The sequence below is a fragment of the Psychrobacter sp. KH172YL61 genome (assembly GCF_007182895.1).
GTDB lineage: Bacteria > Pseudomonadota > Gammaproteobacteria > Pseudomonadales > Moraxellaceae > Psychrobacter > Psychrobacter pacificensis.
Map to the genome: position 1 here is coordinate 2,730,055 of NZ_AP019516.1, position 14,859 is coordinate 2,744,913.

Annotated in this window: 8 protein-coding genes and 4 pseudogenes; 3 read left to right on the forward strand and 9 right to left on the reverse strand. The window is 44.0% G+C overall.

Going from position 1 to position 14,859, the window contains the following annotated elements:
* Positions 1 to 416: 416 nt before the first annotated feature.
* The 3 genes from PKHYL_RS14570 to PKHYL_RS14580 all read right to left on the reverse strand — a co-directional run bounded on the left by PKHYL_RS14570 (position 417) and on the right by PKHYL_RS14580 (position 1,648).
* Complete coding sequence (locus tag PKHYL_RS14570) at positions 417 to 698, reverse strand: hypothetical protein (protein ID WP_240365468.1); 282 nt, start codon at positions 696 to 698, stop codon at positions 417 to 419.
* Between the two features lie 357 nt (positions 699 to 1,055).
* On the reverse strand, positions 1,056 to 1,484 hold the full coding sequence (locus PKHYL_RS14575) for a hemerythrin domain-containing protein (RefSeq protein WP_332835975.1): 429 nt from the start codon (positions 1,482 to 1,484) through the stop codon (positions 1,056 to 1,058).
* Complete coding sequence (locus tag PKHYL_RS14580; RefSeq protein WP_240365469.1) at positions 1,472 to 1,648, reverse strand: hypothetical protein; 177 nt, start codon at positions 1,646 to 1,648, stop codon at positions 1,472 to 1,474. Before PKHYL_RS14580 ends, PKHYL_RS14575 begins: the two co-directional genes overlap by 13 nt.
* A gap of 479 nt (positions 1,649 to 2,127) precedes the next feature.
* On the opposite strand from PKHYL_RS14580, the pseudogene PKHYL_RS14585 reads away from it, so the two are divergent.
* Positions 2,128 to 2,786, forward strand: a pseudogene (locus PKHYL_RS14585) (HAD-IIB family hydrolase).
* A 132-nt stretch (positions 2,787 to 2,918) separates the two neighbouring features.
* On the opposite strand, the pseudogene PKHYL_RS14595 reads toward PKHYL_RS14585, so the two are convergent.
* Positions 2,919 to 3,732, reverse strand: a pseudogene (locus tag PKHYL_RS14595) (3-oxoacyl-ACP reductase).
* Between the two features lie 358 nt (positions 3,733 to 4,090).
* Between PKHYL_RS14595 and PKHYL_RS14600 the strand changes: the two are divergent.
* The gene (locus tag PKHYL_RS14600) at positions 4,091 to 4,240 is read left to right on the forward strand and encodes a hypothetical protein (protein ID WP_240365472.1); all 150 of its coding nucleotides are present in this window, start codon (positions 4,091 to 4,093) and stop codon (positions 4,238 to 4,240) included.
* Positions 4,218 to 5,216, forward strand: a complete 999-nt coding sequence (locus tag PKHYL_RS14605) for an ABC transporter substrate-binding protein (RefSeq protein WP_240365473.1) — start codon at positions 4,218 to 4,220, stop codon at positions 5,214 to 5,216. Before PKHYL_RS14600 ends, PKHYL_RS14605 begins: the two co-directional genes overlap by 23 nt.
* Before the next feature lie 131 nt (positions 5,217 to 5,347).
* Here the strand turns inward: PKHYL_RS14605 and PKHYL_RS14610 are convergent, their stop codons facing one another.
* The 5 genes and pseudogenes from PKHYL_RS14610 to PKHYL_RS14630 all read right to left on the reverse strand — a co-directional run bounded on the left by PKHYL_RS14610 (position 5,348) and on the right by PKHYL_RS14630 (position 14,819).
* Positions 5,348 to 5,776, reverse strand: a complete 429-nt coding sequence (locus PKHYL_RS14610; RefSeq protein ID WP_240365474.1) for a hypothetical protein — start codon at positions 5,774 to 5,776, stop codon at positions 5,348 to 5,350.
* Positions 5,745 to 6,512, reverse strand: coding sequence for an FUSC family protein (locus tag PKHYL_RS14615; RefSeq protein ID WP_240365475.1), 768 nt, complete (start codon positions 6,510 to 6,512; stop codon positions 5,745 to 5,747). Before PKHYL_RS14615 ends, PKHYL_RS14610 begins: the two co-directional genes overlap by 32 nt.
* 205 nt (positions 6,513 to 6,717) lie before the next feature.
* A pseudogene (locus tag PKHYL_RS14620) lies at positions 6,718 to 8,138 on the reverse strand (glutamate synthase subunit beta).
* A gap of 231 nt (positions 8,139 to 8,369) precedes the next feature.
* Positions 8,370 to 12,835, reverse strand: a pseudogene (gene gltB / locus PKHYL_RS14625) (glutamate synthase large subunit).
* 880 nt (positions 12,836 to 13,715) lie between these two features.
* Positions 13,716 to 14,819, reverse strand: a complete 1,104-nt coding sequence (locus PKHYL_RS14630) for a hypothetical protein (RefSeq protein ID WP_240365476.1) — start codon at positions 14,817 to 14,819, stop codon at positions 13,716 to 13,718.
* Between the last annotated feature and the right edge of the window lie 40 nt (positions 14,820 to 14,859).

Consider the following 14,859-nt stretch of genomic DNA (forward strand, 5'->3'; position numbering starts at 1 on the left):
CCGTTTTCTTCGAAATACCTTCTCCAATACTCAAGTGCACGAGTCAACTCGATGCCTGAGTCTAGATCGACATTTCTGGCGATATATGTCATGTTGATAAGAATGTGCTCGCCATTTCTTTTTTTTGTTCTCTGAAGCATGGCTTGTCGTTGTATGCATAAGAAACCCTATTTGCAAAATACTTATCTAAATTAAGATACACTTTATTATAAAATATAATCAATGAAATTGTTACGTTTTGACCGAATTTTTACCATCTATTATTATTTTTTAAATTGTGACATGACCTTTTTGATGAGATAGGACACCAGTATTTACTGCCGCGAATTTTACCACAAATGTTGGTGAAAACTGTGTGATTGTATTATTCTAATAGCTCAAAAGCCTAATCTATATCTGACTATAATTACTATTTTTTAATCCCAAAATAGCAATAACCAAGCTTTCATTGATCGAAAATCTCGAGTTTTCAATGTTTTGAATAAAATAATGATCCTTAATGACAAGCGCTGAAGTGATATTGCTTTTTTCGGTATTTTTCGTGCCGTCTCAAAGGTACGAGTCAGCTTTATGCCATTATCTTTCTCACGATTTTTACCGATATATGTGAGGCTAACCAGAATATCTACACCGTCTTTATCTCCCTCCTCCAAAACTTCAGTACCAGATTCTGAGATGTAATCAATAACTTTATGCATAAAAGATTCCAATGATCAAAAGCCACTTTAAATTAAGATATCCTTTACTCTAAAGTACAATCAACAACATTTTGTATTTTTTAGTAGGTTTTTACCCGTTATTACTATTTTCTAGAGAGGCAACGTTGCAGTTTCAATAAGATAGCGTACTCATACTCCCTATCGCTACATCGTAGTACTATAGTCAATCAATACTAAAAGTGGTACAAGGCAGACGAGTGCAAGTACTACAGTAGTAGGCTAAACGAGTCTAACGCTGTAACACTTTAATAGTGGTTCGACTATACAGATTTTGATACATTCAGTGCGGTAGTCTTGTCTGATAAAAATGAAGCTGAACTATTTTTCGCTATAACACTAATTCAGCCCCAAAATAGGAATCACCAAATCTTCTTCATCAGTGAGGTGTTGCGACAGTAACTCACTTGCATCCATTAAGCGCTGATGCAATTGCTCAACCAGCGCTTTATCTTCAGTATTGCTTGATGCTAGCCTGCTATTTAGCACTTGCAGCTCATTAAGTAGTGTATCTAAATGCACATGATCACGATCTAATATCTCAAACCCTGCTTTTAGTTGAGGGTACATGCGCATGAACTGCGGAAAGTAGCCTGTATCTTCAATATTATGGTGCTGATGTAATTTAAAAATATATTGATTAATCCGTGGTGAGATTTGTGAGCGGTATTCTAACCATTCAATATCACCAGCATGATAGGCATCACTGATTTGGATAAGAACGTGTTGGCGTTTACGTATGTCAGCGTGAATACTTAGCCAAAAGATGTCTTATAAACATAGTCGTTACTGAACCATTGATCTGGTGGCAGTTTGTCATACAAAAATAGCCATTCTGATTGTAATCGGCTCTCAGGGTGACGTGGCATAGACGCATCGAGCGTGTTATCTGCTATGGCATCATGATTTGATTTTGGGGTAGAAGCAGTCATAATCTTGTCCCTATAAATTATTTTGCTTATTCAATTTTCTCTATAAGTGCTTGAGTCGTTATCAATAAACCCTCTTTAAAGAACTTAGCTCAGAAAACGACATAGTAATTTATTAGATAAAATTCATTAGATGAACTAAAAAATATTTAATTTAAGTGTAGTCTATATATAGTCTAAACATAGAATATCAACGGTATCTTCGGTAATACGTTAGCAATTTTATGAATCATCAAAGTGAATAGCGTAAGACCCATGCGTTACACAACCTAGTCAAAACCATCCTCATTTTTGGCTAATGAGCCTGTAGGATAAGACGAATAATAAAGTCGCTCAGGCATTAGTAATCAGCTACTATTACCTTTAGTAGCAGCGCTTAAAATGTAGAGGATCATCATGTTTATCGAAGATAAAATTGCTCAAGAAAGTATGAATACCAAAGTTTCTACACCTAAAATCATCTTTTCGATATCGATGATACCTTGAGTCGCAGCGGCGTCATTGCCGAACATAATAAAGCAACCCTTGAGCAACTGGCAGACACTGATATCAAGCTGGTGATTTCAACTGGGCGCTCCAAGGCCATATTGCCTGAGGATATCTTAGCATTGCTTGATGCAGATATATTGGATGCCATTATTTGTATGAATGGACAGTATAGCTTTGATAAAAGGGCCGAATCAGCCACTATCCATTGTCAGATGAGCAAACAGATAAAATCGTGCGTCTTTGCCAGCAGAGCGACTTGATTCATAAGTTTGACTCTGCTACTCATATCGCATGGTCAGATGAAAACGACCGTTTGCGTGAATTCAACGCTGTCACACCCAACTCTATTCTTGACCCTGAGTATTACAAGTCAAATATCGTCTATCAATGCTCAGTATTTTTTAATAATCAATTCGATAAAATGCAGGACATCGATTTTGCGCAGTATGATTTAAAGCTGGTACATTGGCATCAAATCGGTGCAGATATTTTGCCAGTAGATGCTTCAAAAGCGCGCGGCATCAAAGATGTCTGCGAATACTATGCGGTCGATGTCAGCGAGTGTATGGCGTTTGGCGATGGTATGAATGATTTAGAAATGTTTGATTTGGTGGGGTTTGCGGTTGCGATGGGGATGCTCAGCCCGCTCTGATAGAACGAGCTGATTTTGTCACTGGTACGATTGAAGAGTATGGTATCCAAGCCGTGCTTGAGCAGTTCTACACTGCCGCGTCCACCAAATAAAACCTTGCTTGAGCCTATATCAAGTACCCGTTAGCTTTTGCTAAGGCATCGTCAAACCACCATCAACCGCGATGGACTGACCGGTGATAGCCACGCTCAAATCAGACGCCATGAGTAGTACAGAGTTAGCAAAGTCGGCAACTGAGGGTGGCTTGACGCAGCGGCGTGGTGGTAGCGATATAGTCAAAGACTTCCTCAGTCGTGAGGCTGCTAGCATCGGTAGTCTTTAACAGGCCGCCTGCTAATAGGTTTACGCGAATGCCGTGCGGACCAAGCTCGCTAGCTAGATTGCGCGTGAGCCCCAGCAGCGCCGATTTGGCGGTCGTATAGTCATAATAAGTCACGACAGGATTGTAGACAAGGTTGGTTGAGATATTAATGATTTTACCCATCTGCTGCGCTTTCATCTGTGGCAATACCGCTTGTACAGTGTTGACCGCGCCTTTGACGATACCGTCGATTTGCTGAGAAAAATGCGCCCACTGCACGGTCTCGATGCTAGTATTGTCAGCACTAGGGTCAAATTGATAGTGTGGCAATGCATTATTGACCACAATATCGATACGACCATGACGGCTAATAACTTCAGCCGCCATGGCCTTTACCTGCTCAAGCTTGGTGACATCCGCCTGATATACGAACGCCTGCCCGCCTGCTGCCATGATATCAGCCACTACCGTCTCAGCCGCCTCTTTACTGTTGAGGTAATTGACACAAACGATTGCGCCAGCTGTTGCCATTTGCTGAGCAATTTGTGCACCAAGTCCACGACTGGCGCCAGTGACGATGGCGACTTTGTCCGTAAGTAATGCTGGTATAGCGACAGGTCTGTTAGTAGAGGTACTTTGAGTCATCACGCGGTATCCTTTATTATTGTGGTATGGTTCATTGAGAGCCAAGTGCTTTTTGCGATTTTGCGCTTGAGCCTACGTTTATAGTAGCATGGTTATATCACCTCATTGCCCAGCACCTTGTGAGCAGTTTTTAGAAATTCGACTGATTATCATCTGTGTTCAAATCAGCTGTTATGACAAATTTGATTTGTCTCATGAGCGCTATGTATGCGCATTACGACATATTGTCTTAGTAATAGCCCTTTAAATTGTGCAAAGTGATAACCATAATAGTGTTATTAGCGACATTAGGCATTAATTGCCTTATCATTTTTATCCGCATCTTTGATTTGAATTGTCTTTATTTAGGAGAGGTATTTTGACCCATTTATCATCGTTCCATTCAAGCAGCCCGGCACGCTTTGGACGTATGCTGCCAAAAGCATTACTAGCAGCCACTGTTGGCTTGGCATTATCCAGCTGTAGCAATTCTGACAATGCGGCAGATGCTAGCTGCTGCGAGCAATGAGACGCTTAATCTGTATAACTGGTCAGAGTACATGCCACAAGAGATTTTGGATGGTTTTGAGGAAGAAACTGGTATCACGGTCAATTACACAACGTTTGATTCCAACGAAGCCATGTACGCCAAACTCAAATTGCTTGATGATTCTAGCCAGTATGATTTGGCCATTCCATCGACTTATTATGTCGAAAAAATGGCCAAAGAAGGGTTACTGCAAGAGTTAGATAAGTCTAAATTAAGTAACTTTAAAAACCTCGATACGTCATTTACCAACACCAAAGTCGATCCTGACAATAAATACTCTATACCGTACATGTGGGGTAGCACCGGTCTTGCGATCAATGGCGATAGTGTCGATCCTGCAACTGTGAATAGCTGGAACGACCTATGGGATCCTAAGTACAAAGGTCAGGTGATGCTTACCAACGATGTGCGTGAAGTGTTCGGTATGGCGTTACTGACGCTAGGCTACTCGGGCAACAGTAGCAATCCTGATGAAATCAAAGCGGCTTACGACAAGCTTACAACGTTAATGCCAAACGTCAAAACGTTTAACTCTGATGCGACACGTATGCCGTACATCGAAGGTGAGACGTCTCTTGGCATGACGTGGAATGGCGAAGCAGTCATGGCGAATGACGAAGGTCTAACGAGCCTGGCTTATAAATACCCAACTGAAGGCGCTATCTTGTGGATGGACAACTTTGTCATTCCAAAAAATGCCAAACAGGTTGATGCAGCACATAAATTTATTGATTACTTATTGCGTCCTGAAAACGCCAAAATCGTGAGTGAAGAAATTGGTTATGCCTCACCAAACCAGGCAGCACGAGAGCTGATGGATGAAAGCGTTCGCAACAATCCAACGATTTACCCATCTAAAGACGTGTTAGCCAAAGCGGAATTCCAAGAAGATGTGGGCGATGAAGCACTACAAGTGTATCAACAATACTGGGATAAGCTAAAAACGGGGCGCTAATAGCCATGGTTTAATACCTTTAAAATAAAGTAAATCTTTAAGAAAAAACGCTGATCCTAAATGGTCAGCGTTTTTTTGTGCGTTATAAATGCAAATCTGTCTCGCCGCCCTGCTCTTTCATCCGGCGCTGCTCACGGCGCTGATAACCCAGCCCAGATGCAGCAAAACCAGTGTGGCTTAGAGGTTTGTAACAGATCACTCAATTGCTGCAACTGGGTTTGCAACGTCTGTGTTAACCAAAAATACCCCTGCCACTCAAATGCTAAGTGCTGCACACTTGGATATTCTGACACAGCAATACGAGTAATCGGGCGAAACACTTCATCGCTTGGACTTCGGAGTACCGCCGCCATATGCTGCATGGCTTGCGTCAATTCGTGCTGATAATGCATCAGTAACACATGGTTTTCTTCATCAATTTCGATATTCGCCAAACGCGGAGCAGCACTTAATAATAAATCAATCGTTCCGATAATATTACGATGGGTACGCTGAATGGTCTCTAGCGTCTCTTTTTCGATTCCTGACTCACTTGCTGTCGCAGCGATATGTGGACGCACAGCCAGCAGGCGTTTGTTGATCTGCTGTAGCGCTGTTACCAACTTCCCTATCAACGGGTACTTCTTTAATAGGAAAGGCGATTGGGTTTGATTTTTGAGTAGCATTGTCCATTACCCCATCCGCTGCATCAATATGATGACCCACGCCAGCATAGAGACTGCTACAAGCGTCAAGATTACTACTCAATAAAAACCGCCACATCAACGTTGATTTGAGCGGTAAAATCAGCGTCACTGCTACCGAAACACCTGTACCCAGTAAGATATTTAGCGCGCGGTAGATGCCATCTTGACCGATGCTGTTGTGACCCAAGTCAGAGACAATCATCAACATAGTGATACCCGTTAGCAGCCCTGTATATCCGAGCTTTCTGACGGCTAAATAGCCAATGATGCCGCTTAATATACCGATAAGTGCATAATCGATCCATAGCCATGCACCTGCATTTTGAATGAACCACAGCACCCCAAGGGCCGTACCTATGCCTAATAGAGTACCCAAGACACGCTCTTTGGCTTTGGTATAGATAGCGCCTTGATACTGCAATAATCCCAAGATAATAAAAACCGTAATGGTGGTCCACTCACCATGCGGCAGGTTGGTGAGTTTATTGGCCAGTAGCGCCAGTATGACAGCCGTTCCTAAGCGAATGGCGTGCAAGACGTCGGCATGTTGATAGCGAACATAAGGCTCAGTAAATGGAGCAGTAATAAGCTGGTAAAGGGTTGATTTCACGCAAGGCTACTCTTTTTAGTGAATAAACGAGTTTTAGTGGATAAATAAGGTAAACGATAAAGCATATAGGGTACGCAAAAACATGCTAGCAGTCGAGCCTCGATTTACCAAGCATCACTCGAAAAAAACGCCTTTTGTCTGATAAAAGACAAAAGACGTTTACATCACAAACCACTAATAAATCGTGGAATCTAAATCGAGGTAATTATACTTCTAAAAAGTCTAGTATACCTTCTGCTGCTTCGCGGCCTTCCCAAATAGCCGTCACGACCAAATCAGAGCCACGTACCATATCACCACCTGCAAAAATTTTGGGATTCTGCGTTTGGAATTTAAAGGTTTGTTTTTCTGCAGCCAACACTCGACCAGAGCTGTCCATTGCCACTTGCTGCGACTCGAACCAATCAGCAGGACTTGGTCTAAAGCCAAATGCCATAATCACGGCATCACATGGGATAATCTCTTCAGAATTAGGGAATCGGCTCAGGACGCTGACGTCCGCGGTTATCTGGCGCACCCAAGTGCGTCGTGACTACTTTTACCCCATTGACCTTACCGTTTAAGCCAATGATTTCAGTAGGCTGGCGGTTGAATAAAAACTCAACCCCTTCCTCACGAGCATTGACTACTTCGCGGCGTGAGCCAGGCATATTTTCTTCATCACGGCGATAAGCACAGACGACTTTTTCAGCACCTTGACGAATACTGGTACGGTTACAGTCCATCGCTGTGTCACCACCTCCTAGTACGACAACTCTTTTGCCTTTAAGGTCGATGTACTCTTCGGCATCTTTTTCCCAGTCATTACAACGGTTGACGTTGGCAATCAGGTAATCTAGCGCATCGTAGACGCCTGTCAACTCTTCACCAGCGAAGCCGCCACGCATATAGGTGTATGTACCCATACCCATAAAGACCGCGTCATACTCAGCCAATAGCTCATCAATGGTGACGTCTGTACCGATCTCTGTCTCTAAGCGAAATTCCATACCCATGTCTTCAAAGATGACACGGCGGTTACGCATGACGTCTTTTCCATTTTGAACTCAGGAATACCAAAAGTTAATAAGCCACCAATTTCAGGACGTTTGTCAAAGACGACAGGCTTGACACCATTTCTGACCAAGATATCTGCGCAACCAAGACCTGCTGGTCCTGCGCCAATGATAGCAACTTTTTGTCTGTCCAAACAACTTCAGACATATCTGGGCGCCAGCCAAGTGCAAACGCGGTATCGTTGATATATTTCTCGACATTACCAATGGTCACTGCCCCAAAGCCATCGTTCAATGTACAAGCGCCTTCACACAAACGGTCTTGCGGGCAAACTCGTCCGCATACTTCAGGCAAGGTATTGGTGCGGTGGCATAGTTCAGCCGCTTGGAATATCTGTCCTTCTGTCGCCAACTTTAGCCAGTTAGGAATATAGTTGTGTACTGGGCATTTCCACTCGCAGTACGGGTTACCACACTCAAGACAACGATGCGCTTGCTGAGCAACAGCTTCGTTTTCAAAAGGTTTATAAATCTCAACAAACTCTGTTGAGCGCGTTGCAATGTCTTTTTTGGTTGGATCAAATCTCGGTACATCTAAAAACTGGAAGTTATTTTCTAAGCGTGTTGCCATGGTGCTATCTCTTTTATATAAGGCTCTTTTGCAGTGGTGGCGACAGTCATGCGATGTGTTGTTTGTCTAAAATCAAAGACATATATCACTGCTGTCACGTACCTGCTGAAAACCTGTGAGTTAAAACGTCTCTAAAAACGGAACGCTGGCTACCCTAATTAAAGTCATTGTCGATTTCTCAATACGATCTCTTAAGAAAATCGATTGACACGACCGACAATGACAAATCGGCTATTGTGGGTCGGCCATGGTAGTTTTAAGAAGACTTGCAATGTTCGCCGCTTTTGGCTTCACCAAATAGAATTTACGAACATAGTGCTCAAAGTCGTCCAATATCGTCTGACCCCACGCACTGCCTGTTTTATCTACATGAGCTTCAATCACTTGTTGTAAGTGAATGCGATGCTCTTCTGTTTGCTCGCTTGAGATACGGTTGAGATCGATCAGTTCATGATTGCAACGATCAAAGAAGTCACCTTCCATGTCGAGTACATAAGCAAAACCACCCGTCATACCAGCGCCGAAGTTGAGCCCAGTACGGCCAAGAATCGTGACGATACCGCCCGTCATATATTCACAGCAATGGTCACCTGTACCCTCAATGACTGCATGCGCACCAGAGTTACGGACGCCAAAACGCTCACCTGCGGTCCCAGCAGCATATAACTTACCGCCCGTTGCACCATATAGACAAGTATTACCGATGATGGCGGTTTCTTGTGCCGTAAAGTTTGAGTCTTTAGGTGGATAAATGACAATCTCACCGCCAGCCATGCCTTTACCCACATAGTCATTGGCATCGCCTTCAAGCTCGATATTTAAGCCGCCAGCATTCCACACGCCTAAACTTTGCCCTGCAGTACCTGTCAGGCGAAGCTTGATCGGCATATCGCTCATGCCAAGGTTGCCCCATACTTGTGCAATCTCACCAGAGATACGAGCACCAATAGAGCGGTCACAGTTGCCAACGAAATAGCTATAATCGCCGCCTGAGCCTTGGCGAATATTAACGAGCATATCGCGAATCATCTGCTCAGCGAGCAAGCCTTTATCAAACGGCTCGTTACGCTCCACCTGACACGTTTGGGCTTTGCCCACACTGGCTGGGTGACTAAATAGCAATGGCGTTAAATCAAGATGACGCTGCTTGTCCGTATTACCTTCTAAGATATCTAGCAAGTCAGTACGACCGACCAGCTCTTCCATACTACGAACTCCCTAGCGCTGCTAACCATTCACGTGTTTCAGTCGCCACAAATTTAAAGAAATTAATCAGCATTTCTGCTTCACCAATGAAATGCTCATCGCGTAGCTTGGCTTTTTGGGTAGCAACCCCTGTTGGACAATTATTTAAATGACAGATACGAAGGTACTTACAACCAACCGCAATCATCGGCGTAGTACCAAAGCCAAAGCTCTCTGCACCAAGAATGGCAGCCTTGACGACATCCAATCCTGTTTTTAAACCACCATCGGTCTGAACACGTACCTTATCACGTAATCCATTCACTCGTAGAGACTGATGGGTTTCAGCCAGACCTAGCTCCCATGGCGAGCCTGCATGATGGATAGACGATAGCGGAGATGCTGCTGTACCACCATCATAACCTGAGATCGTAATCAAATCGGCATAGGCTTTTGCAACGCCTGTCGCGATCGTACCAACACCCGGACGCGACACCAATTTAACCGATACCAATGCATCTGGATTGACTTGCTTCAAATCAAAAATCAGCTGCGCCAAATCTTCGATAGAGTAAATATCGTGATGCGGCGGCGGTGAAATCAAGGTCACGCCTGGCACCGAATAACGCAAGCGCGCAATCAGCGCATTCACTTTACCACCAGGTAGCTGACCACCCTCGCCCGGTTTTTGCGCCTTGAGCGACCTTAATCTGCATGACTTCTGCTGAGCGCAGATATGCAGGTGTCACGCCGAAACGACCAGAGGCCACTTGCTTGATCTTTGAGTTACGCAACGTGCCATAACGCGCAGGATCTTCACCGCCCTCACCAGAGTTTGAACGTCCACCGATAGTATTCATCGCCATCGCAATTGACTCATGCGCCTCAGGAGACAGCGCACCTAGTGACATGCCTGCTGAGTCAAAACGCGTCAAAATCTCAGAGATATCCTCAACATCATCGACATCGATACTGTTGTCAGTCTTTAATTGCAACAAGTCACGTAAGGTCGCCACTGGGCGGCTATTGACTAGATTGGCATAATTCTGATAATTCTCATAATCGCCCGTACGTACTGCCGTATGCAGGCTGTTGATCACGTCAGGGTTAAAGGCATGGTACTCTTTATTGAAGACAAATTTGAGCAAACCGCCCTGATCTAGTGGCGCACGACGCTTAAATGCGTTGGCAGCCAGTTGCGCTTGGTCAGCGGCAAGATCTGCAAAGGTAGCGCCTTTGATACGGCTTTGTACGCCTTTAAAACATAGGCTCACGACCTCTTCAGACAGACCAACTGCTTCAAACAGCTGCGCACCGCGATACGACACAATGGTAGAGATACCCATTTTTGATAAGATTTTTAGCAAACCTTTATCCAAGCCTTTGCGGAAATTAACGCGAGCTTGAATCGGATCACCAAGCAACTCACCAGTCGCCACCAAGTCATCGATGACATCATATGCCAGATATGGATACACACAAGTTGCACCAAACCCGATCAATACCGCGACTTGATGCGAATCGCGTGCAAGACCTGTCTCAATCACCAAGTTAGCATCGGTACGGATACCTTCTGCAATCAGATAATGATGTACGGCTCCTGTGACCATGATGGCATTGGCAGGTACTTTTTCTGCATCGATCTCTTTATCAGACAGTACGATCAAGGTATTGCCCGAACGGATTTTATCTGCCACTTCTTCGCAAATAGCAACGATAGCATCAGATAACTCTAAAGTACGGTCATAGTTCAGATCGATACGAGCCATCTTGAATGCTGGATCATCCAAGGTTTCAAGCTGCTGCATCTTGCTGGCTGACAAGACTGGTGATGACAAAATAATACGGTGAGCATCTCTTGCTGATGGCGCAAACACATTAGTCTCAGCACCTAGGCAAGTTTGTAGTGACATCACGATTGATTCACGTAATGGATCAATTGGCGGGTTGGTCACCTGTGCAAATTGCTGACGGAAAAAATCACCGACATGGCGGATTTGCTGCGATAGTACTGCCATTGGCGTGTCATCACCCATCGAACCTACTGGCTCTTGGCCGTTTTCAGCATTAGGACGGATGATCTCTGTACGCTCTTCATTGGTGATGTGATACATCTTTTGTAAAGCTTTTAGCTTGTCGCCACGGCACGCTTGCGCTGCTAAGGTTTCTTCTAAGCGCTCATCATCACGGACACGTGTCGCTTCTTCACGCAGCCACTTTCGATACGGATGCGCATTTTTTAGCAACGTTGCAACAGCAGTCGTATCCATCACTTGACCTGTCAACGTATCAATAACCAGCATTTGACCTGGGCCGACACGACCTTTTGCCAACACATCTTGTGGTGAGTAGTCCCAAACACCAACCTCTGATGCAACCGTGATATAACCGTTCTTGGTGGTCACCCAACGTGACGGACGCAGACCGTTTCTATCGAGCATACAGACGGCATAGCGTCCATCTTGGATCACAAGCCCTGCAGGACCATCCCACGCTTCCATATGCTGCGAATAAAACTCATAAAACGCTCGCAAATCCATATCCATGCTATCGACGTTCTGCCACGCTGGTGGCACCAAAATCGACATCGCATGGAACAAATTCATACCACCAGACATTAGCACTTCAAGCATGTTATCTAGGCTTGATGAATCAGAACCTGTACTGTTTACAAGCGGCGTCAATTCATTCAAGTTCGGCAGTTTGTCTGATTTAAGCTTTGGCGTGCGTGCTTTAGACCAGTTGCGATTACCTGTAATGGTATTCAATTCACCATTATGAGCCAGATAACGGAACGGCTGTGCCAAAGGCCAACGCGGCAAAGTATTGGTGGAGAAACGCTGATGGAAAACCACGATATGTGACGCCAAGCGCTCGTCTTGAAGATCCAAGAAAAATGCTGGCAGGTCTGATGGCATGACCAAACCTTTATAAATAATGGTCTGGCAGCTTAATGAACATACATAAAACAGCTCGTCATCTGTCAGGCGCTGCTCTGCTTTTTTGCGTGCAACAAATAGCTTACGGTTGAAATCTTCAGCAGCCAAGTCATCTGGCGCATTGACAAATACCTGCTTAAAACCTGGTAATGTCTCACGGCCGATCTCACCCACAATACTCAAATCAAGTGGCACATCACGCCAGCCAGCGACTTCTAATCCTTGAGCGGTAATCTCATCGCTCAATACTTGCTGGCTATGCTTGGCTTTATCATCATCCAAATTGACGAACACCATACCAACAGCAAAGTTGTCTGTGATTGCGAATTGCTGCTCATCAGCGATCTGTTTAAAGAAGTCGGTAGGCGTCGCTAATAGTAGACCGCAACCATCACCAGTTCTACCATCTGCCGCCACACCACCACGATGTGTCATGCAACTTAAACTATGAATGGCGGTTTTTACCAAATTATGGCTGGCTTCACCCTTAATATGAGCAATTAGACCAAAACCGCAATTATCAGAAAAATCATCTGGCGTGGCCAGGTGTGTTTGCGAGGAAATCATTGACATAGCTTGTCCTTTTAAGTAGACGGGCAACTTACATCTCCAATGCGGAGCATAAGCTGGTACCCGTAAGCAGAACGGGCTGATAGTGGATATTCGGATAGTTGAATTAGTAAATGGTGCGAGGCTCAATCAACATCATGCTCTAAAAGCAAGTAACCCTTTGACCCTCTTGGTCATTAGGTAATGTCGTGACATATGCGTCGTATATTAAAGACAGTGAATGACAGCCCTTTGAAACAGAGTAATTTATACCCCTAAATGCCAATTGCCCAATCAGTAATACGTTATGTCGTTCGTTTAAGCATCGTGTGTTATGTCGTTATATCTAGCAATGAGAGCTGGACATCCAACCATTTAATAACCGTGCATGTGGTTCGTCTTGAATATCTGACGCTCTGTATTCAAGCGCCTTATTCACTCTAAAAAGAGTGACAATAAGAGAGGTTGCGTCACTTACAATGATCTTGATGTCGGTTGTAAGTAGCCGCGCTTGAGACAACAAATTTCAGTAATAAACTCTATAAATGATAGATCTATCACTAAATGCTTGTTTAATAATAGTTTTTTACGATAACTATACAGAACGTCGCCCACAGTTATATTAGTTAATGATTCACAAAAAATCTAGTCTTTTCTATCGATTCATCAGCCATAATTTGTATAAGGTCTCATTACTATTGGTTATAGGACGATTAAAAACCTATTAGAAATATAATATAAAGCGCCTATGTTAGGGTTACCTGAGGCAATGGATGATATCTGTCTACCTTGAATACTTTGCCCCAAAATAGCGACAGTAGCCACTAATATATTAAAAAAACGAAGTATAAAAAAACCCACTAACCAATTAGCTAGTGGGGTTTTCAATAACAGAAAATGCGTATCAGTTGCTTTTGTCCTCTATTAACGACTTGATACTGTCACTATTATTTTTAGGCGCATTATTATTTTTAGGTGCATTTGCATTACTATTTGCCCCATTGTTGCCCGTATTGGGCGGTTTTGGCGCAGGTATAGCGGGTGGTTTTTTAGCGGTGCTATTATCTGCACCTGCTGTTGACGGCTTTTTATTTTCCTGCTTGGAGTTGTTGGTATTACTTTGCGTTTGACTTGATGCCTCATCAGTTGATTGTGGCTCATTACCAACTGTGCGCTCTTCTGTGACAGATAATGTTTCAGAGGTATCTGCAGATTGACGGATGCTTTCTACTGGGGCGCTATCGTTAGAGGAACGTTGACTATCGCGACTCGTATTAGTGTTAGCGGCTTCTTGCTCATTAGCCGTATTGTTGACTGCTTGCGCTTGCTGACGTACTGGTATTTCACGCTTAGTCGGTTTTAGATTGACAGCGCGCGTGCGCTTCGTACTTAAGTCTTTTACTGGATCAGGACGCTCGTAGTTATCGATAATACTTACGTATCGATTGATCTCCTCCGGTAGTACACGTACATTGGCAGGCAGTTTAAAATCTGTGAGCTTTGCTGCCCCAACGGCCTCCTGTGGACTACTCATGATTCCGTAAGTCAGTATATAACGGACTTGATTTTCACTATCAAGATAGCGGAAATAAGCGAACTTATCACGATCTTCACGGCCTTCTAAATAACTGACAATCACGTCATTTTCAGCGACATTCATCACCTGCACGGTCCACTTACCCTTGTTGGCAAGTAGATAGCGCTTGTCTTTAAACTCGTCAGGATAATTACGCAAGTCACGGACAGTCGTATCAAAACTAATCGGCTGTACATCGGTATCCAGCTCGTGAAGCGACTCGATTTTTAATGGTTGCTCAAACTCATCAGCCAACATTTGCGGTGCTGATACTGGTTCGTTTTCAATTTTGGCACCCATCGCTGGCGTTTGGCTTAGCATCCAGACTAACGCTGTCACAACACCTAATAGTAACGTCGCGACCAGCCAGATCAGGGCTTGACGACTGTATGATTGGCCAGCGGTACGCGTCTTCGATTTTGATGCTGCCATAGGAATATCCTTGGTAAAAACATATTTAAGAGCATTACAT

Coding starts and splice junctions, on each gene's coding strand:
- PKHYL_RS14570 (WP_240365468.1), bottom strand. CDS start 698: ATGCATAAAGTTATTGATTACATCTCAGAATCTGGTACTGAAGTTTTG.
- PKHYL_RS14580 (WP_240365469.1), bottom strand. CDS start 1,648: ATGACTGCTTCTACCCCAAAATCAAATCATGATGCCATAGCAGATAAC.
- PKHYL_RS14605 (WP_240365473.1), top strand. CDS start 4,218: ATGCTAGCTGCTGCGAGCAATGAGACGCTTAATCTGTATAACTGGTCA.
- PKHYL_RS14630 (WP_240365476.1), bottom strand. CDS start 14,819: ATGGCAGCATCAAAATCGAAGACGCGTACCGCTGGCCAATCATACAGT.